We start from the raw sequence: 17,141 nt of genomic DNA on the forward strand, positions 1-17,141 counted from the left end.
ATGCGATCTGCGATAGTCCTTGTCGGCGGAGCGGCACGGCGTGCCGGTGGGCGGGAGAAGTACTTCTTTACGTTCCGGGGCAAGACCTTCATCGACCGCCTCATCGACACCCTGAAGGAAGTGGCGGACGAGATCGTGGTCGTCGCGCGGGATCCCGGGCAGTGCGAGCGGTTCGGCCATATCGGGGATATCAGGTGCATATCGGACGTCCGGCAGGGTCTCGGCCCCATCGGCGGCCTGCACGCGGGGGCGCTCGCGGTGCACGGCGAATACGTCTTCGTTGCCGCCTGCGACATGCCCTGCATCCACCCGGGGGTGGTCCGGCTGCTCTTCGATGCCGCCGTCGGCTACGATGCCGCCATTCCCTGCTGGAACGCCGATATGCTCGAGCCGCTCCACGCGGTCTACCGGAGGAGCGCACTGCTCGGCTACCTGGAGGAGCACGAGTCGCTCTCGCTCCGGGCGATGATCTGGAGCCTCGATACCCGGTACGTTGGCGTGGAGAAGATTCGCGAGATCGATCCGGGTCTCCTGACGTTTACGAATATCAACAATCTCGAAGACCTGGAGTCGATCGATCCTGCGGCAGGGCACGATACCGACGACCCGCGTGACCCTTGCTGAACGTTTGGAGCCCCGACCCGTAAGCGGGTGGGGGGCCGCCCTCCGTACCGTCCTTGCGGGCATTCCGGTCGTGAACCGTCCTTTTCTCGTGACCCGGCTCAGGGTTCCCCGGGCCCTTAAAATGTTCTACCGGTATTCCCGAAACCGCGGCGGCCTCCGGCCGTCCCTGATTGAGGCCGGGCAGGAGCCGGAGAACCGTCCCGGAACCCTGATGCGGAACGTTGCCCGAAAGACATATATATTATCTCCGTGGATCAGGGCCTGATGTCATCGGGGGAAGTGACTTCATCCAGTTCTACCGTTAGGGTCCGGGCTTGTTCCGGGCTTGTGGATTCCGGGCGTATCAAGAGGGTGCTCCTTCTGTTATGCTGCCTTACCGCTGCCCTGTGTGGGGTTGCCTCCGCGGACGAGGGGGGGGAGTATGTTCCGGTCTGGGGGCAGGGGGCCAACGGCCCCGTCAGTTCCGTGGCGGTCACGCACGACGGTTCCATGATCGTCGCCTCTGCAGGTTCGGTGGTCTACGTTCTTGACCAGCAGGGAAATGTTCTCTGGGAGAGCCCCGCCGGTTCGCGGGTGAACAGTGTCGGGATATCGCCCGAAGGGTCGCGGATAGGCGTTGCTGCAGACAAGCTCTATCTCTACGACGGGGACGGAGACCTGCTCTGGACCGAGAAGACGGGTTTTGTCTACCGGAGCGTGGATCTCTCATCGAACGGCACGTATGTCGCCGCCGGCTGCGACAACGGCGCGGTCTACATCTTTGATCGGAACAAGAAGCAACTCTGGGATTACGATATGGGGACCGACAGCTACGATCTCGCGATATCGAAGAACGGCCGCAGGATCGCGATCGGCTGCGATAACCAGGGGGTCTATCTCCTCAACAGCAGGGAGGGAGAGTCCTGGAGTTACGGAACCGGCAAACTGGTGAGGGGGATTGACCTCACCCCCGACGGGCGGTTCGTGGCGGCCGGATCGGTCGACCGGTGCCTCTATCTCTCCACGGGGGAGGGGGAGCACCTCTGGAAATATCCCGTGGGGGATGCCGTCATCTCAACGGCCCTGACGAACGAGGCTAAGAGGATCTTCGCTGCATCCGGCAGGACAATCTACGTCTTCGACCGCACGGGAACCGAGGTCCAGAAGATCGCCCTCAAGGGCCGTGCGGAGTCCGTCGCCGTGACCCCCGACGGTTCGTTCCTCGTCGTCGGGGGCGGCGAGGGCGATCGGTCGATCCGTCTCTTCACAAACGATCCGGACCTGGTCGAGACCTGGAATCCGCCGGAGGCTGTGATCAACGAGACCGAACCGTCGGAAAACACGACGACCGGCGTGACGGTCCCCCCGACCCCCGAGGACACTGGCACGGATACAGCGGCGGGAGTGAGCGCCGATGCCCGAGAGGAGGTCCCGATAACCTCAAGGGTGGTTGGGTGGGTGGAGAACATCCTCTCCCTTCTCTTTGAACCCCGGGATGATTTCCTGGCCTGATCCCTTTATTTTAGCCCGATAGGGCGCTAAATCCGGTGCCTGCTCCCGCTTGCGTCGCGCGCGTAGCGCCCGAACTCGCTGTCGATCAGGACGTCGCCGGAGAAGACGGGGCCGTCCCTGCAGACCCGCAGGCCGTGCGGGTCGGTGCAGCACGATCCGCAGAGGCCGACCCCGCACTTCATGTAGCGATGGAGGGAGAAGAGTCCCCGTCCGGCACATCCTTCCCGGTCGAGGACGGCGAGCACCGCCGCCATCATGATCTCGGGCCCGCAGACGCAGATGTGGTCGAAGTCGGCGAGATCCACCCTCGACATGAGTTCCGTCACGAACCCGTGGTGCCCGGCGGTGCCGTCGTCGGTCGCGACCATCAGCGTCGCCGCATCGCGTATCCTCTCCGCGAAGAGGAGTTCGGAGGCCGTTCTGGCGCCGAGGAGGAAGGTGTCCACCTGCCCGGTCGTGACAAGCGGCAGCAGCGGGGAGGCCCCAACGCCGCCGCCGACGACAAGTGTTCTGCCGGAGACGGCAAACCCGTTCCCGTACGGACCCCGTATCCCGATCCGGTCGCCCTCGTGCATCGCAAAGAGAGCGGCGGTCGCGTCGCCGACCTTCTGGACGGTGATCGAGGACGGGGAGGAGAGGGCCATCGGGACCTCGTCCACGCCCGGCACCCAGACCATCACGAACTGGCCCGGCCGGGCGGCGATCTCGCGGTCGAAGACGAACGTCCTGATCGACGGTGTTTCCTCCACGATCTTTGTTATCGTAACCGCTGCGGGCATCTGCTCATGCATGGGCGCACCCCACGATCTCGCCCGCGTCGACGCCGTCGCTGCTGTAGAGGTCGTCTGCAATCGCAGCAAAGATCCCGATCTCGTCGATGACGGCGCTCCCGATCTCGACGGCGCTTGCTCCCGCCATCATCATCTCGACGACGTTGTCGGCGGTGGAGACTCCGCCGCACCCGACGATCGGGATGGAGCAGGCCTCGTAGAGGTCGTAGACGCACCGGACGGCGACGGGGAAGATGGCCTTCCCCGAGAGTCCGCCGAACCGGTTCCCGAGCACCGGCCGCCGGAGCGCCGTCGATATCCGCATCGCTTTCACGGTGTTGACCGCGACGATCGCGTCCGCCCCTCCGCGCTCCGCGGCCGCCCCGATCTCGGCGATATCGGCGACGTTCGGGGTGAGTTTCACCCAGGTCGGAACCCCGAGGGAGGCTACGGCCCGGGTGCACTCCTCGACGAGAGCCGGGTCGCTCCCGATCGCCGCCCCGTAGCCCTCCGCGTGGGGGCAGGAGAGGTTCAGTTCGAGCCCGGATGCCGTGCCGGCGAACCACCCGGCGACCGTCCGGAACTCCTCCGGTGTCCCCCCGAAGATGCTCACGATCACCGGCTCGCCCGCGAGAGAAGCCAGTTCGCCCTTGAACGCGGCCGAGGGGTTCGGCAGGCCCATGGCGTTGATGATGCCGCCGTCGACCACGACGAGGCAGGGGCCGGGGTGCCCCTCTTTCGGGCTCGGGCCGATGGATTTCGTGACCACACCGCCCGCGCCGTTCGCGAGAATACGGGCGAGCGACGCCCCGGTGGTACCGAGGACGCCGGCCGCGAGCAGCAGGTGGTTCCTCAGTCGGACGCCGCCGACCTCGATGGGGCCTGGATAAAGCGTAACCATTGAAAAAAGGTAGGAGTAGAGTATTATTATACTCTCGCGCCAAGTGTACTAACAGGAAAGTATGTGCTCCGCTCTCCGGAGCCCGGGTACCGGCACGGGAAGCGGTAAAGAGGCTCTTTTCCCCGCCGGATCGTTATTCTCCGTGCAGTCGGGAGCCTCTTTGCGCGCATAACATATACCACTACTTAGAATCAGGACCGATACTATGACCTCGCTTGCAATCTTGGGCGTCGGAAAGGTGGGGGGCGAGACGGCGTTCCTCTCCGCCGCGCTCGGTCTCGTAGACGAGATCGTCGTCTACGACGTATACGAGCCCCTCCTCCGGGCACAGGTGCTCGACCTGCAACACACGGGTATCGACGTTGCGATCTCCACCGAAACGGCGGCGATGCGGGATGCGGATATCTTCGTCTTTGCGGCGGGCACCCCGAGGACACCGGATATCAAGACCCGGGCCGACCTCCTCGAGGCCAATATCCCGGTGGCGAAGCGGTGCAGCGAGCTCCTGGAGGGGTTCCCCGGTGTCGTCATCTCCGTCACGAACCCGATGGACGCGAACAACTACGGCCTCTGGAAGATGATGGGCATCGACCGGCGGCGGTGTATCGGTTTCGGCAGCCAGCTCGACAGCGCGCGGTTTGCCGGTTTCCTCCGCGAGGTTGGGATCCCCGGGCCGGCCTGGGTGCTCGGGGAGCACGGCGATCGCCAGGTGCCGGTCTTCTCGAAGACCGGCAGCGATCTTGATACCGGTGAGCGCGAAGCAATCCTCTCCCGGATGCGGGGGGCGAGCATGGAGGTGATCCGCGGCAAAGGGGGGACGGTCTTTGGGCCCGCGTATCACATCGCCATGCTGATCCGGGCGATCCTCCACGACCGGCGCGAGGTGCTGCCCTGCTCGTGCGTGCTCGACGGTGAATTCGGTCTTTCCGGCTGTTCCCTCGGCGTCCCTGCCCGGATAGGCCGCGAGGGCATCCTCGGCATCGAGGAGTGGGAACTCGATACCTGGGAGTCCGCGAAGATGGCGGAGGCGGGAGCGTTCGTGCGGGAACTCTGCAGGAGATTCGATGGTTGACCGGGTGCTTGAGTCCGGCATGAGCGTTCCGGCAACGCTGGAGGACTTCGGGAAGATCCGTGTCGGTATTCATCAAGTGGAGTACGGTAACGTCGGTGCCGATACCCCGGTCGTTTATATCTTCGGTCGGGACGCATCCGGAAAGGCCATTCAAGTCAGGGTGAGCGGTTTTCGGCCCTACTTCTATGCGCCTGCCGATCTGGTGGATGGCAGATCTCTCCCGCAGGAGATCGTCGGCGTTGAAGAGAATACGACCTACCGCTCTATCCAGGGCGTTCCCCTCCGGCGGCTCTACACCCGGCGTCCCGGCGATGTCCGTGCCGTCCGCGATGTATTTTCGCACCACTATGAGGCTGATATCCCGTTTACCACCCGGTTCATGATAGACTGCGGTCTTACCGCCGGTGTCGAATTACCTGCCGGTGCAGTTGAATCGTTCGATGGTGCCTTTGAGATCGAGTGTTGCGAACTCGCGCCGGCCGAGATCAAGGCTCCTGCACGCACCTGCATCATGGATATCGAGTGCGTGGACGAGCAGGGGTTCCCCGAGCCCGAGCGCGACCCGATCATCTGCGTCACCTGCTGGGACTCGTTCGACGACGACTACACGACTCTCCTCTGGCAACCCGGCGAGGCGGCGGGCGATGCGCCCGATCTTTGCGTCCAAGAGCGGCACCGGGTCGTCCGGTACCCGGACGAGATCGCGATGCTCAAGGGGCTCGTCGACTACGTCAAAAAACGCGACCCCGATATCCTCTCGGGCTGGAACTTCGTAGAGTTCGATATCCCCTACATCGTGAAACGGATGGGGGCGCTCGGCCTCAAGGCCGAGGATCTCGCTCGTATCCCGGGACAGACCGAGCGAAACGCCGTCCGGGGCCGCTCGATCTTCGATCTCCTCGGCGCTTACCGGAAGATGCACCAGGCCCAGAAGGAGTCGTACCGGCTCGATGCGATCGCCGGGGAGGAACTCGGGGTGACGAAGGTCCGCTACACCGGGACGATCACCGACCTCTGGCGTACCGACCCGAAGCGGCTCGTGGAGTACAACTACCGCGACGTCGAGCTCTGCGTCGGGATCGATCAAAAGAACAACATCATCGAGTTCTACCGGGAGATCGCCCGGTACGTCGGGTGCCCGCTCGACCGGACGCTGAACTCGTCGAACGTCATCGACATCTTCGTTCTCCGGAAGGCGTCGGGCACGTTCGTTCTCCCCTCAAAAGGGCTCGCTGCAGGTGACGAGTTCGAGGGGGCGACCGTCTTTGAGCCCGCGACCGGTCTAAGGGAGAACGTGGTGGTTCTCGACCTGAAATCGCTCTACCCTATGGCGATGATGACGATCAACGCCTCGCCCGAGACGAAGAACCCGGACGGCGAACTGCGGGCCCCGAACGGCATCCGGTTCTCCCGGGAACCGGACGGGCTGACACGGAGCATCATCGCCGAGCTCCTGGAGGAGCGGGACGAGCGCAAGCGGCTCCGAAACCTTTACCCCTTCGGGTCGCCGGAGTACGTCCTTTACGACCTCCAGCAGAACGTCCTGAAGGTGATCATGAACTCCTACTATGGGGTCTCGGGCTACACCCGGTTCAGGCTCTACGACCGCGAGATCGGGTCGGCCGTCACTTCGGTCGGCCGGGCGATCATCAGGCACACCCGGGATATCATCACCAATCTCGGCTATACTGTGCTCTACGGCGACACTGACTCCTGCATGATCGAGGTTCCGCCGGGCGATCTCGAGGCGACCATTGCGCGGGCGAGGGAGATCGAGGCGAAGCTGAACGCGAGCTACGGCGACTTCGCGAAGACCGAGCTGAACGCCGATACGCATTACTTCTCCATCAAGTTCGAGAAGGTCTACCGCCGTTTCTTCCAGGCAGGCAAGAAGAAGCGCTACGCGGGGCACCTGGTCTGGAAGGAGGGCAAGGACGTCGACGAGGTGGACGTCGTCGGCTTCGAGATCCGGCGCAGCGACTCTCCGCAGATCACGCGGGAGGTGCAGCGTGCCGTCATCGAGATGATCCTTCGCGGGGACGCGTTCAGCGACGTGCAGGCGTATCTCCGCGACGTCATCCGAAAGTACCGCCGGGGGGAGTACTCCCTCGACGAGGCCGGCATTCCGGGCGGTATCGGGAAGAGCCTGGATAGTTACGAGAACGACGACGCCCACATCCGGGGCGCCAAGTACTCGAACATGCATCTCGGGACCGACTTCAAGCGGGGCAGCAAACCCAAACGCGTCTACATCAAGGCCGTCACGGCGAAGTACCCGCGAACGGACGTGGTCTGCTTCGAGTATGCCGACCAGGTGCCGCCGGAGTTCGTCGTCGACTGGGAGACGATGCTTGAAAAGACGCTCAAAGGCCCTCTCTCGCGGATCATCGAGCCGCTCGGGTGGGACTGGCACGACGTCGACCCCTCGCGGACGACGCTCTTTGATTTCGGGATGTGACCTTCCCCGAACCGGCGATAGCACGGCCCGGTCGACCGGGGTTCTGCACCCCTGGTTCGTGCCGGCTCTCTCTACGCACGGAAAACGGCGTGAAAACCCTGGTCCCGTGGCCCGGAGTTACTCTGCTTCTTCCCCCCTTTATACAAGTTCGAACTCCTTGGTGAGGTTGCGCCCGTACCATATCCGGTACTTTCCGGGGGTAAGGGGGTCGTCGTGAATCCGAATCTCATATGGGTGTACAGGACTTCCGCTCGCCTCCGCAGTATCCCACCAGTCTGTAGTGTTCCATCGCACCCGTTCCTCCGTCCAGCTGTATTTGAGATCTCCGGCTGCCCTTTCCTGAGCTGAGGTTCGATAGAGCGTCCAGTTTTGTCCCGGATTGAGGTAGCACCTTGCACATGGAGTACACCCGGCATCGCCGATGATCTCCCATGTGCCTATATTGTTCCCCGGCGTGCCCCCGGATGCGTTCGTGACCCACTTATCGATCCGCCACGGGGACGGGTTGCTGAATTCCACCTGTTCATCGCCGCAGTTGACGATGCCGAACTCCACCACATCCCCGATATGATAGACGTTCCTGTCCGTGAAGACGTAGACATCGTTCACCGGCTCCCCCGGGCAGACCCCGGACGGGCCGCAGAATCCCTCGGGTACGGTGCAGGTCTCGCAGGGTTCCGGTGTCGGTTCTGGCGTGATGTTTACGGCGGTATCGGCCAGTCCCAGGCACCCGGCCGGTTGCGAGGACGGCGATGAGGGCTATCGCCGCGATGCATGGGGGAATACGTGACTTCATTGTGGTTTCTCCGGTTGCGTGCACATCCTTACCCCTCCTGGTGAACGGGACCCACCGGGCTGCGCGCTGGCACGGGGCCGCCTGCTCAACGCCATCATACGAATGCGAACTCCTTGGTGAAGTTGAGGTTGCCCTCTACGTAATGTATCCGGTCCCCCCGGGATATCCCGATCCAGGGGTACCGTATCCGGTATGTCCCGGGGGTGAGGGTGACGTTGTCGTTCATCGGCCGTACCTCTCTCCCCCACTCTGGAGTATTCCAGTCTGTAGTATTCCACCGCGTCGTCTCTGTCTCTCCGGGATGAAGAGGCCATGCCATTGTTTGAACAAATCCTGCAACATGGCCGACCATCTCCCACGTACCGTCGGTATCGTTGTCCGGTGTGCCCCTGGGTGCGTTTGTGATCCATCTTTCAACCTGCCACGGAGATGGGTGAGCAAACATTATGCGTTCATCGCCGCAGTTGACGATGCCGAACTCCACCACCTCCCCGATCCGGTAGACGTTCCTGTCCGTGAAGACATAGACGCCGTTCACCGGCTCCCCCGGGCAGACCGCGGGCGGGCCGCAGAATCCTTCGGGGACGGTGCAGGTCTCGCAGGGCTCCGGTGTCGGTTCCGGGGTGGCATTTACGGCAGTATCGGCCGGTCCCAGGCACCCGGCGCTGGCAAGGACGACGAGGATTATCGTTGCGATGCATGGGGGAATACGTGACTTCATTGTGGTTTCTCCAGTTGTGTGCACATCCTTGTGCCTCCGGGGGCCGGAGTTATCCGCTTCTCCCATCACACGAACTCGAACTCCTTGGACGCGTTGTTATACGCGTTGTTATCGTACCATACCTTGTCGTACCATACCCGGTATATCCCGGGAGCAAGAGGGTCGTCGCTGATCTGATATGAGGACCCATCACTCCTCATCCGATATTGAAACGGTACTACGTGGTCTCCTCTCCTCTTTGCGGTCTCCCACCAGTCCGTAGTGTTCCACTGCATCGTCCAGTTCCCCCCAGGATTGAGGTACATCGTCTCGCCTGTACTAAACCACCCGTCGACGCCGATCGTCTCCCACATGCCACCGGTACAATTCCCCACCACCCAGTAACCTACCAGATAAGTGAACCCGGACGCGTTCGTGACCCATCCCTGAATCACCCACGGAAATGGGCTAAACGCCTTTCGTTCATCGCCGCAGTTGACGATGCCGAACTCCACCACCTCTCCGATCCGGTAGATGTTTTTGTCTGTGAAGACGTAGACACCGTTCACCGGTTCCCCCGGGCAGACCGCGGGCGGGCCGCAGAATCCCTCGGGGACGGTGCAGGTCTCGCAAGGCTCCGGTGTGGCGTTTACGGGCGGGCTGGCTGGTTCGAGGCACCCGGCGGTTGCGAGGACGGCGATGAGAACCACAACCTGGATGCACGATCCGGCGTACATGGTTGGAAATCAATGTTCCACTATATACCTTTTCTGTGACACGCGTCTACACATCGGAGGTATCGGACCGATTCTTTCCCTGAAAACGGCCGTTACGAGGCGGGAATCGGAGCCGCGCGAATGATGAAGATCCCGCCTGACAGATGAGGCCCCGGTCCCGGGACGGATCGTGGGCAAACACACTCATCCATGTGTATGGGCATCATCTACCCCGCCCGGGGTGCCGGGGCTCGCCGGAGCTGGACTGACAGTGAATGGGTGTTCAAATCCCGAAAATGGAACGCTCCTCTCTTAGGTAGAGGACTATCGAAACGTCGTTGTAAAAGTGTTGTGAAGGGCCGCCTTACGCGAGACCCCTTCTCGCACGCTCCTCCTCGAGGAACGCGCTCCGCTCGATGTTCTTCGCCCAGGCGATGCGGCCGCCGACGATCTGCCAGTTGCCCATCTCCAGGACGTCGACTCCCTCGGGAACCTCCGGGACGGCCGCCCCGCCGGGCACGACGAGAACAGCCCTGTCGGCGTTGCTGGCGCTTGCGGCAGCCTCGAGTGCCTCAACGGCACCTGCCGGGACACTGGGAGTCATCTTCACGTTCACGAGCACCCGCTCCGTCCTGCCGGCGACCCGGCGGGAGAGCAGACCCTCCGGCTGCGCACTGCCGGCGGGGGACCATGAGAACTGCCACCCGTCCAGGGGAGAGAACCGCCGGGCGAGGGCCTTCTGGACATCAAGATACGTAGAATCCTTTATGCCACCCATATCAATATCCTCTGCTTTACTGTATGGTCATGGTCGAATATAAGCATTATAGTTTTTCCCTTCTTCCCGTCTCTCCTCGCGTACTCGGCGACGGCGGCCGGCGGTTTCCTCTTCGCCGGAGTCGGTACGGGGCCGGGTGCACACGTTGATCCGGGCGGCGTGCCGGGAATACACGGAGGAACACTTTTATCCTACCGCCGGTATTATGCACCGGGGTTTATTAGTATGGCAGAGGCAACGCAGGAAGAGGCCGGGGTTGTGGAAGCGTACGAGAATCTGGCCCGTCAGGTGCTGGATCGGCCGGAAAGCATTCCGAGCGCCATCCACAATCTTCTCCTGAAACTGGCGGAAACGCACCCGGGAGCGGTCTACTGGATCGTCCGGAAGTTCTACCAGGAGTATCTCCGGCTCTACGTCTCCGATACCGGTTACATCGGCATCGCCGACCGATACGAGCCGGACCTGATGTATCCGGGCGATATCGCCCTCTACGTGGTTCCCGAGAGCCCGCAGCCGGACGACGTCGTCCAGGTCACCTTCACCGACAAAGACGAGGTAAGCGTCTACGTCATCCACGCCCGGGTCATCAGGTGCAACGACGACCGGTCGGTACAGGTGGCGGATACCGGTACCGGAGAAGAGTACCGGGTCGTCGACTGGAACATCCTCGGCAAACTGGTCAGGGTCATCCCGTTCGGCTCCAACGAGTGGCAGGAGCTCTTCGCGGCGTCCGGCGTCCCGAAGGAGTGGGTGGCCACGTCGGTCGAGGAGAACATTCGTTCCGTCCAGGAGTCGGAAGTTTCCGGGAAGGACGAGGCGATCGCCGAACTCAAGCGCCGCCTCGGTGATCTGGTTTAAGAGAGGCGGTTTATCCGGATGGCGGGAGGATCGGCCTTCGTATCGGCCGAGAACATAGCCGCGCCGGTATCGCCTCCCCTTTCGCACGAAGATTTTTGAGGGGGGCGATCTATTCCTGATATATGAAGTATCTGGCAGTGCTGATTCTCGGCCTGCTGCTCATCCCGTCGGCGGTCCAGGCGCTCACCTTCCTCGGCGGAGATCAGCAGGTGATCGACACCCCCATCCCCGACGATGTGGTCGCCTCGGGCGGATCCGTGACCGTCAACGCCCCCGTAGACAGCCTGACGGTCGCCGGGGGCATGGTGACGGTGGATGCGCCGGTCGCCGGCGACGTCATCGCCGCGGGCGGCACCCTGATCGTCAACGGCGATGTCGGCGGGAAGGTGCTTGCCGCCGGGGGCGAGATCGAACTGAACGGGAACGCGACGAACGCCCTCGTCACCGGGGGTATGGTCAGGATCGGCGAGAATGCCGTCATCGAGCGTGACGCATTCATCAGCGCGGGGGAAGTCACCAACGCGGGTTCGGTTCTGCGCAACCTGACGGTGTCGGGCGGGACGTTCAACAATCCCGGCACGGCAGGGAACGTGACGTTCGAGGAGCCGGAGGAGCCCGGACTGCTGCCCGACCTCTTCTCGGTGCTCTTCGCCGTCGGGTTCCTGATCCTCGGCCTTCTCCTCATCAGAGGGTTCCCCGACCTGTTTGCGGCGGTGGTCGGGCAGGTCGAGAAGAGCCCGGTTCTCCTGACGGTTCTCGGGTTCGTCGCAATCATCGTATCGGCGATCATCCTCGTCATCGTCGCGGTCACGGTCATCGGCCTCCCCATCGCGCTCGTCGCAGGAATGCTCTTCATCGTCGCCCTGATGCTCTCGTCGCTCTTTGTCGCGTACGCCCTCGGGGACGTCATCGCTTCCCGGGCGGGGTGGGAGACGGGGCGTTCGTGGATCTTTGTCCTGGGGTTCGTGATCCTGCAGGTCCTCACCTTCATCCCGCTGCTCGGGACGATCGTCCAGATCGTCGCGGTCAGTCTCGGCTACGGGGGGCTGCTCTACGCTCTGAGGGGCGTCTCTCCGTTCCGTGCCGGTGGTGGCGGGGCGTAGTATCTTTTTTTGGCCGAATGCCCTCAGTCCGGCAGATTCACCGCAACCTTGCTAATATCATAGGGTTTTTCCGGGGACGTTATCGGCATGCGGAATCGCCGGTGGTACTTGCTACCTGCTATACCCCATTTACGGATTTCGAGGGGGTATCGCCATGGGGGGGTGGGGACAAAGGGGAGTGCGAGCGCAGCGAGCATGAGAAACTCGAAGAGTTTCGAGGGGGGTCTCCCCCCTCCCCTGAAACCCCTCCCCCAGACGCGATAGCCACCACGGTCCAGTTGATCGGGTTTTTATCGAGATCTTACTGCTCTGAGGTGCTATCGAAGAGCCCGTTCTGCAATCGGTTCCTGTTTTCTCTTCTCGCCTGTGATAAGATGACGGTAACTATACCTGAGTGCCGGCAGGAGGAGTAACTCCTGCTTACATATCCGCCAGCCTGCCCCCTTCTCCTCCCAAACCCCCGACCGGCTCGATCCGCGTCCCCGGCAGGACGACCAGATTGTAGGCATCGTGGTCGCGGTTGAACCGGACGAGAACCCCGTAGAGCCGGACGATGTCGCCGTAGGGGAGACCTGCGAGCGCGTCGCGGTTCGTGCCGCGGAGGGTCGCCGGGACGACGGCATACGTGGGGTCCGCGGGCGTCCCGTCGCAGACCTTGTAGACCTTCGTCCGGTTATCCCCGAGGTTCCTGGACATCAGCGCGGCGACGACGTTGATCTTTTTGTCGCGGTGACGGCGGAGGTGGGAGAGGGGAGCGAACTTCGCCCCCGGCGGGACGCGGTAGGCGTGCTGCGTCTTCGCATCTTTGCGCAGGAGCGCTGACGAGTATTTGATATCGACGTTCATGAACCGGTAGCCGTCTTTCCCCGCCGCGAGCCGCTCCATCAGCCGGGTCGGCCGGATGTCGCCCTTCTGCTCGAACGTCCAGCACCGGGCGGGGTTGCAGGCGGTTCCCCGGATGAACGAGCAGGGGCTGTAGACGGTAAGGCCGCGCTCCGCGATCGCCCGCACGGTCTGCCGCATGGCGGTGGAGTTCGCGAGGTCGGCGGGCTCCACGACGACGATCGTCCCGTCGGGCGCGAGCTGTTCGGCGAGGCCGGCGACGAGATCGGCGCGCCGGTCGGTATCGAGGTGGCGGAGTTCGTTCAAGACGTTCGAGAAGACCATGAGGTCTATCCGGTCGGGCAGGTCCCCGGCCTCGAGCGCCCCGATGTCGGCACGGATGGGTTTATGCACCTGCACGGCGTTGCCTCGCGCCGCGGCGGCGACCGGGACGAGGGCGTTGTAGGCCTCGAGGTGCTCCTCCGATCGTTCGACGGCGTAGACATCCGCGGAACCGTTCCCGAGCCGTCCGAGAAGGTCGATGACGGCGAGCGGCACGACTCCCGGCCCGGTGCCGAGATCGAGGATGCGCATCCGGGGTTTTGCGAGCCCCTGGTTGATGACCTGCCAGAGGATGTGCTCGAACTGCACCAGGTAGACCGGCGCGTGGTAGGCCAGGTAGCCGAGAACCTGGTAAGCCTTCCGGTAACTCACCTGTTTCTCGTTCCAGTACCGGCTCTTCTGGGCGAGGATGGCGTTACGCATCCGGTCGAGCACGACCGGGTCGTCCCAGGACTTGGCGGTCTTCTTCTCGATGTAGGACTCGACGATTCTCTGGATATAGTCCGGAACCTCCGGCTTCTCAAAGAACGCGAGCTGCCGCTCGCGCCCGGCATCGTCGACCGCTAACGGCCCTTCAACGCTACCCCGCTCACTCATGGCATACCAGCTCGGCAGGATGGGTAATACAGGTTGCGGGCGCCAAAAGGTGCTTCATGTCTTCCAGGACTTTTACACATTTCATACCGCTATTTCGCGATCTTCGCGCCTTCGCGTGAGCCAAAGGTTTTGAGACCCGGATTGGGTCTCACGCGAAGCCGCGAAGGGCGCGAAGGGGCATATGAAATACCTGGATGCGGTTGACGGTAGTGATGGGGAGAGCGGGGAAACCCCGGGAGCCTCCCGATCAGGGCGCGCCGGCGCCCTTCTCCCGGCCGAGCCGGAATGCTGCGGTGTTGGCCTCGACGGTTTTTTGCGGCACGCACCGCCGCACCGCCTCTTCGAGGGTCTCGGGCTGCAGCGGGATGTCGCCCGACGCAGCCCCGAGCATCACGATGTTCTGCGAGAGGATGCTCCCCGCCTCCTCTGCGAGGCTCGCGGCGTCGATGCAGGTGACGTCGAGGTCGGCGAGCGCGGCGAGGATGCTCTCCTCGTCGGGGACGTCGAGATCCTGCTGGTAGACCGACGTCGGGACGACCAGGTGCCGGTTCACGACAAGCCTCCCTCCTGCCGGGAGGTAGTGCCGGTAGCGGAGGGCTTCGAGGAGGTCGAAGGCGACGAGGAGATCGGCCGTCCCCGGCACGATCAGGGAGCCGTGCTTCCCGTCGATGCGGATGTGGCTCTCCACCGACCCGCCGCGTTGCGCCATCCCGTGGGTCTCGGCGCTCCGGACGGTCCGGTTCTCGAGGATGCACGCCTCCCCGAGGACGTTCGAGGCGAGAACGGTTCCCTGGCCGCCGATTCCGACGATCAGGATGTCGAACGAAGGTTTCATCGCCGTCCCTCCATGACGATCGCGCCCGACGGACAGATGTCCGCGCAGACGCCGCAGCCGGCGCAGAGTTCGGTTATCGTCGCGTTCTTATCAACGAACGCGATCGCCGGGCAGCCGAACGACCGGCAGGCGCCGCAGCCCGTGCACCGCTCGGGGTCGACCGTGTAGGGTTTGCGCTTGATCCCGCTTCTCCGTGCGGTGATGACGCAGGGCTGCTTCGCGATGATCACCCGGACGCCCCTCCTCTCCTTCGCCTTTCGGAAGGTGTCGAGGAGCACGGGCAGGTCGTAGGGGTCGACCGTCTCGACCCAGGAGACCCCGCACGACCGGCAGATCGCATCGAGCGATATCGGGGTGCTCTCCTCGCCCGTGGCCGTCATTCCGGTGTTGGGGTTCGGCTGGTGGCCGGTCATGGCGGTGATCCGGTTGTCCAGGATGACGACGACCATGTCCGCGCCGTTGTAGACGGCGTTCAGGAGCCCCGGTATGCCCGTGTGCAGGAACGTCGAGTCGCCGATGGTCGAGACCACGGTGCGCTCCTCTCCCGACCGGGCGATCCCGCTCCCGACGGTGATCGAGGCGCCCATGCAGATGGTGGTGTCCACCGCGCCGAGCTGGAGCCCGAGGGTGTAGCACCCGATGTCGCTCGGGAAGATGCCGTCGCGGAAGACCTTCCGGATCGCATAGAATGTCGGCCGGTGCATGCACCCTGCGCAAAGGATCGGCGGACGGGGCGGCACACCCTGGGCCGGGGCGGCCGCCGGGAAGGTCGTCGTGGGACTCATACCCGCCTTCTGGAGCGCGGCGGCGACGATCGCCGGGGTGAACTCCCCTTCATATGGGACCGTGCCGGTCATCTTACCGACGACCTCGGTCTTCGTCGCCACCTGGCGAACGACCTCCTCGACGACCGGGTCGAGTTCCTCGACGACGAGGACCTTCTCGTGCCGGTCGACGAAGGCCGCCAGCCACTCCTCGTCGATCGGGTAGGCGCCGACGATCGCGAGCGAGACGTCTTCGGGGAGCACCTCCTGGACGTAGGCGGCCGAGACGCCGCTCGCGACGACGGCGGTTCTGCCCCGGACGGTGTGGCGGTTGTAGCCGAGCTCGACCAGCCGCCGTTTAAGTGCCGGCTGTTTCTCGTTCAGGACCTTATGCAGCACCCGGGTGTGCGCGGGGATGACCACGTACTGCTTCGGGTCGCGCTGGAACTCGGCGGTCCGGTATTCGGTGCCGACCTCTCCAAGGTCGACGTCGCTCTTCGAGTGGCAGATCCGGGTGGTGGGGCGGAAGATGACCGGCAGACCGAACTCCTCGGAGAGGGCGAAGGCGTCCCGTATCATGTCGTGCGCTTCCTGGACCGAAGCCGGGTCGAGGCAGGGGAGCCGGGCGAAGTGCGCGTAGCGCCGGGTGTCCTGCTCGTTCTGGGAGCTGTGCGCGAAGGGGTCGTCGGCGGAGAGGACGACGAACCCGCCGGTCACCCCGGTGTATGCGCTCGTCATCAGGGGGTCGGCCGCCACGTTCAGCCCGACGTGCTTCATGGTGCAGAGTGCGCGGACCCCGCACCAGGCGGCGGCGAGCGCGTTCTCGAAGGCGACCTTCTCGTTCGTGGACCATTCCACGGTGAAGGGCCGCTCCTTCTGCACCCGGAGGATATCGATCACTTCGGAGGACGGCGTTCCCGGGTAGCCGCTGGCGAAATCGATGTTTGCCTCCAGGCATGCGTGAGCGATGCCCTCGTTTCCGAGTAGGTATCGTATTGCCATTGTTCCACTCAACTATACTTCTATCATCGGTTTTCAACATAGCCCTTTGGATGCCTGTCCGGAACATTCCAGTGCCGAAACGCCGGGTATTGCGTGTAGTCACGACGGCCCGTATCTTTGCGCACCATCGTTCACCGGGGAGAATTGGCGGTTGCGTCCTCGATGCGGGCATGCGCACCGGCTCCTTTTCCGGGTGGGTACCGATCCCTGGAGTTCGCCCCGAGCCGTTGCCCCTGCCTGTTCTTTGCCGCCGCCGTTCTCCGACGATTCAGGAGCAGAGTCCTTGCACAACCTTTAAATTGAAGATTGTACAATATTTGTAGGCACTAATACAGGTGTTTCGGGCCCGTAGCATAGCTGGTGGTGCACCCGGCTGATAACCGGGAGGTCATGCGTTCGAATCGCATCGGGCCCATCGTTTCTCATATTATCTCGTTTTCAGGAGTTGTTTGAACAGGTAGTGCACCCGGCAGATCACCGGGAGGTCGTGCGTTCGAATCTCGGTTTCCTAC

At 63.3% G+C, this 17,141-nt stretch carries 15 protein-coding genes and 1 tRNA gene; 7 read left to right on the top strand and 9 right to left on the bottom strand.

What is annotated here, in order from left to right; all coding sequences use genetic code 11:
• Positions 1-624, top strand: a complete 624-nt coding sequence (gene mobA, locus MEMAR_RS03875) for a molybdenum cofactor guanylyltransferase (RefSeq protein WP_011843636.1) — start codon at positions 1-3, stop codon at positions 622-624.
• Between the two features lie 264 nt (positions 625-888).
• Positions 889-2,115, top strand: coding sequence for a WD40 repeat domain-containing protein (locus MEMAR_RS03880; RefSeq protein ID WP_011843638.1), 1,227 nt, complete (start codon positions 889-891; stop codon positions 2,113-2,115).
• Between the two features lie 26 nt (positions 2,116-2,141).
• Here MEMAR_RS03880 and MEMAR_RS03885 read toward each other — a convergent pair whose 3' ends face one another.
• Positions 2,142-2,906 (bottom strand): dihydroorotate dehydrogenase electron transfer subunit, encoded by a 765-nt coding sequence (locus MEMAR_RS03885; protein ID WP_048063742.1) that lies wholly within the window; start codon positions 2,904-2,906, stop codon positions 2,142-2,144.
• Positions 2,899-3,786 carry a dihydroorotate dehydrogenase gene (locus MEMAR_RS03890; protein ID WP_011843640.1) on the bottom strand — a complete coding sequence of 296 codons (888 nt, stop codon included), beginning with the start codon at positions 3,784-3,786 and terminating at the stop codon, positions 2,899-2,901. Before MEMAR_RS03890 ends, MEMAR_RS03885 begins: the two co-directional genes overlap by 8 nt.
• A 205-nt stretch (positions 3,787-3,991) precedes the next feature.
• Here MEMAR_RS03890 and MEMAR_RS03895 point away from each other — a divergent pair, with 205 nt between their 5' ends.
• Positions 3,992-4,858 carry a malate dehydrogenase gene (locus MEMAR_RS03895; protein WP_011843641.1) on the top strand — a complete coding sequence of 289 codons (867 nt, stop codon included), beginning with the start codon at positions 3,992-3,994 and terminating at the stop codon, positions 4,856-4,858.
• A 19-nt stretch (positions 4,859-4,877) separates the two neighbouring features.
• The gene (locus MEMAR_RS03900; protein ID WP_011843642.1) at positions 4,878-7,316 is read left to right on the top strand and encodes a DNA-directed DNA polymerase; all 2,439 of its coding nucleotides are present in this window, start codon (positions 4,878-4,880) and stop codon (positions 7,314-7,316) included.
• Positions 7,317-7,454: 138 nt separating this feature from the next.
• On the opposite strand, the gene MEMAR_RS13085 is transcribed toward MEMAR_RS03900, so the two are convergent.
• From MEMAR_RS13085 to MEMAR_RS03920, 4 genes are all read right to left on the bottom strand, one after another.
• The gene (locus tag MEMAR_RS13085; protein ID WP_011843643.1) at positions 7,455-7,925 is read right to left on the bottom strand and encodes a hypothetical protein; all 471 of its coding nucleotides are present in this window, start codon (positions 7,923-7,925) and stop codon (positions 7,455-7,457) included.
• Positions 7,926-8,206: 281 nt separating this feature from the next.
• Positions 8,207-8,833: a hypothetical protein gene (locus MEMAR_RS03910; RefSeq protein ID WP_011843644.1), complete on the bottom strand. Its 627-nt coding sequence runs from the start codon at positions 8,831-8,833 to the stop codon at positions 8,207-8,209.
• Between the two features lie 65 nt (positions 8,834-8,898).
• On the bottom strand, positions 8,899-9,549 hold the full coding sequence (locus tag MEMAR_RS03915; RefSeq protein ID WP_011843645.1) for a hypothetical protein: 651 nt from the start codon (positions 9,547-9,549) through the stop codon (positions 8,899-8,901).
• A 343-nt stretch (positions 9,550-9,892) separates the two neighbouring features.
• Positions 9,893-10,306: a hypothetical protein gene (locus MEMAR_RS03920; RefSeq protein ID WP_011843646.1), complete on the bottom strand. Its 414-nt coding sequence runs from the start codon at positions 10,304-10,306 to the stop codon at positions 9,893-9,895.
• Between the two features lie 225 nt (positions 10,307-10,531).
• Here MEMAR_RS03920 and MEMAR_RS03925 point away from each other — a divergent pair, with 225 nt between their 5' ends.
• Together MEMAR_RS03925 and MEMAR_RS03930 are read left to right on the top strand one after the other, a co-directional pair.
• Positions 10,532-11,164, top strand: a complete 633-nt coding sequence (locus tag MEMAR_RS03925) for a hypothetical protein (protein WP_011843647.1) — start codon at positions 10,532-10,534, stop codon at positions 11,162-11,164.
• Between the two features lie 122 nt (positions 11,165-11,286).
• On the top strand, positions 11,287-12,267 hold the full coding sequence (locus tag MEMAR_RS03930; protein WP_011843648.1) for a hypothetical protein: 981 nt from the start codon (positions 11,287-11,289) through the stop codon (positions 12,265-12,267).
• 420 nt (positions 12,268-12,687) lie between these two features.
• Here MEMAR_RS03930 and MEMAR_RS03935 read toward each other — a convergent pair whose 3' ends face one another.
• The 3 genes from MEMAR_RS03935 to iorA all read right to left on the bottom strand — a co-directional run bounded on the left by MEMAR_RS03935 (position 12,688) and on the right by iorA (position 16,629).
• Positions 12,688-14,028, bottom strand: coding sequence for a small ribosomal subunit Rsm22 family protein (locus tag MEMAR_RS03935; protein ID WP_011843649.1), 1,341 nt, complete (start codon positions 14,026-14,028; stop codon positions 12,688-12,690).
• A gap of 247 nt (positions 14,029-14,275) precedes the next feature.
• Positions 14,276-14,863 carry an indolepyruvate oxidoreductase subunit beta gene (locus MEMAR_RS03940; protein ID WP_011843650.1) on the bottom strand — a complete coding sequence of 196 codons (588 nt, stop codon included), beginning with the start codon at positions 14,861-14,863 and terminating at the stop codon, positions 14,276-14,278.
• Positions 14,860-16,629, bottom strand: a complete 1,770-nt coding sequence (gene iorA / locus MEMAR_RS03945) for an indolepyruvate ferredoxin oxidoreductase subunit alpha (RefSeq protein WP_011843651.1) — start codon at positions 16,627-16,629, stop codon at positions 14,860-14,862. The genes MEMAR_RS03940 and iorA overlap by 4 nt, the downstream gene beginning before the upstream one ends.
• 342 nt (positions 16,630-16,971) lie before the next feature.
• On the opposite strand from iorA, the gene MEMAR_RS03950 reads away from it, so the two are divergent.
• Positions 16,972-17,044, top strand: a tRNA-Ile gene (locus tag MEMAR_RS03950).
• The last annotated feature ends 97 nt before the right edge of the window (positions 17,045-17,141 follow it).

Origin of the sequence: Methanoculleus marisnigri JR1 (assembly GCF_000015825.1) — an archaeon.
GTDB lineage: Archaea > Halobacteriota > Methanomicrobia > Methanomicrobiales > Methanoculleaceae > Methanoculleus > Methanoculleus marisnigri.

Bases quoted from the DNA above. Each gene is read 5' to 3' on its own strand.
- mobA (WP_011843636.1), top strand. From the start codon at position 1: ATGCGATCTGCGATAGTCCTTGTCGGCGGAGCGGCACGGCGTGCCGGT.
- MEMAR_RS03880 (WP_011843638.1), top strand. From the start codon at position 889: ATGTCATCGGGGGAAGTGACTTCATCCAGTTCTACCGTTAGGGTCCGG.
- MEMAR_RS03885 (WP_048063742.1), bottom strand. From the start codon at position 2,906: ATGCATGAGCAGATGCCCGCAGCGGTTACGATAACAAAGATCGTGGAG.
- MEMAR_RS03890 (WP_011843640.1), bottom strand. From the start codon at position 3,786: ATGGTTACGCTTTATCCAGGCCCCATCGAGGTCGGCGGCGTCCGACTG.
- MEMAR_RS03895 (WP_011843641.1), top strand. From the start codon at position 3,992: ATGACCTCGCTTGCAATCTTGGGCGTCGGAAAGGTGGGGGGCGAGACG.
- MEMAR_RS03900 (WP_011843642.1), top strand. From the start codon at position 4,878: ATGAGCGTTCCGGCAACGCTGGAGGACTTCGGGAAGATCCGTGTCGGT.
- MEMAR_RS03910 (WP_011843644.1), bottom strand. From the start codon at position 8,833: ATGAAGTCACGTATTCCCCCATGCATCGCAACGATAATCCTCGTCGTC.
- MEMAR_RS03915 (WP_011843645.1), bottom strand. From the start codon at position 9,549: ATGTACGCCGGATCGTGCATCCAGGTTGTGGTTCTCATCGCCGTCCTC.
- MEMAR_RS03920 (WP_011843646.1), bottom strand. From the start codon at position 10,306: ATGGGTGGCATAAAGGATTCTACGTATCTTGATGTCCAGAAGGCCCTC.
- MEMAR_RS03925 (WP_011843647.1), top strand. From the start codon at position 10,532: ATGGCAGAGGCAACGCAGGAAGAGGCCGGGGTTGTGGAAGCGTACGAG.
- MEMAR_RS03930 (WP_011843648.1), top strand. From the start codon at position 11,287: ATGAAGTATCTGGCAGTGCTGATTCTCGGCCTGCTGCTCATCCCGTCG.
- MEMAR_RS03935 (WP_011843649.1), bottom strand. From the start codon at position 14,028: ATGAGTGAGCGGGGTAGCGTTGAAGGGCCGTTAGCGGTCGACGATGCC.
- MEMAR_RS03940 (WP_011843650.1), bottom strand. From the start codon at position 14,863: ATGAAACCTTCGTTCGACATCCTGATCGTCGGAATCGGCGGCCAGGGA.
- iorA (WP_011843651.1), bottom strand. From the start codon at position 16,629: ATGGCAATACGATACCTACTCGGAAACGAGGGCATCGCTCACGCATGC.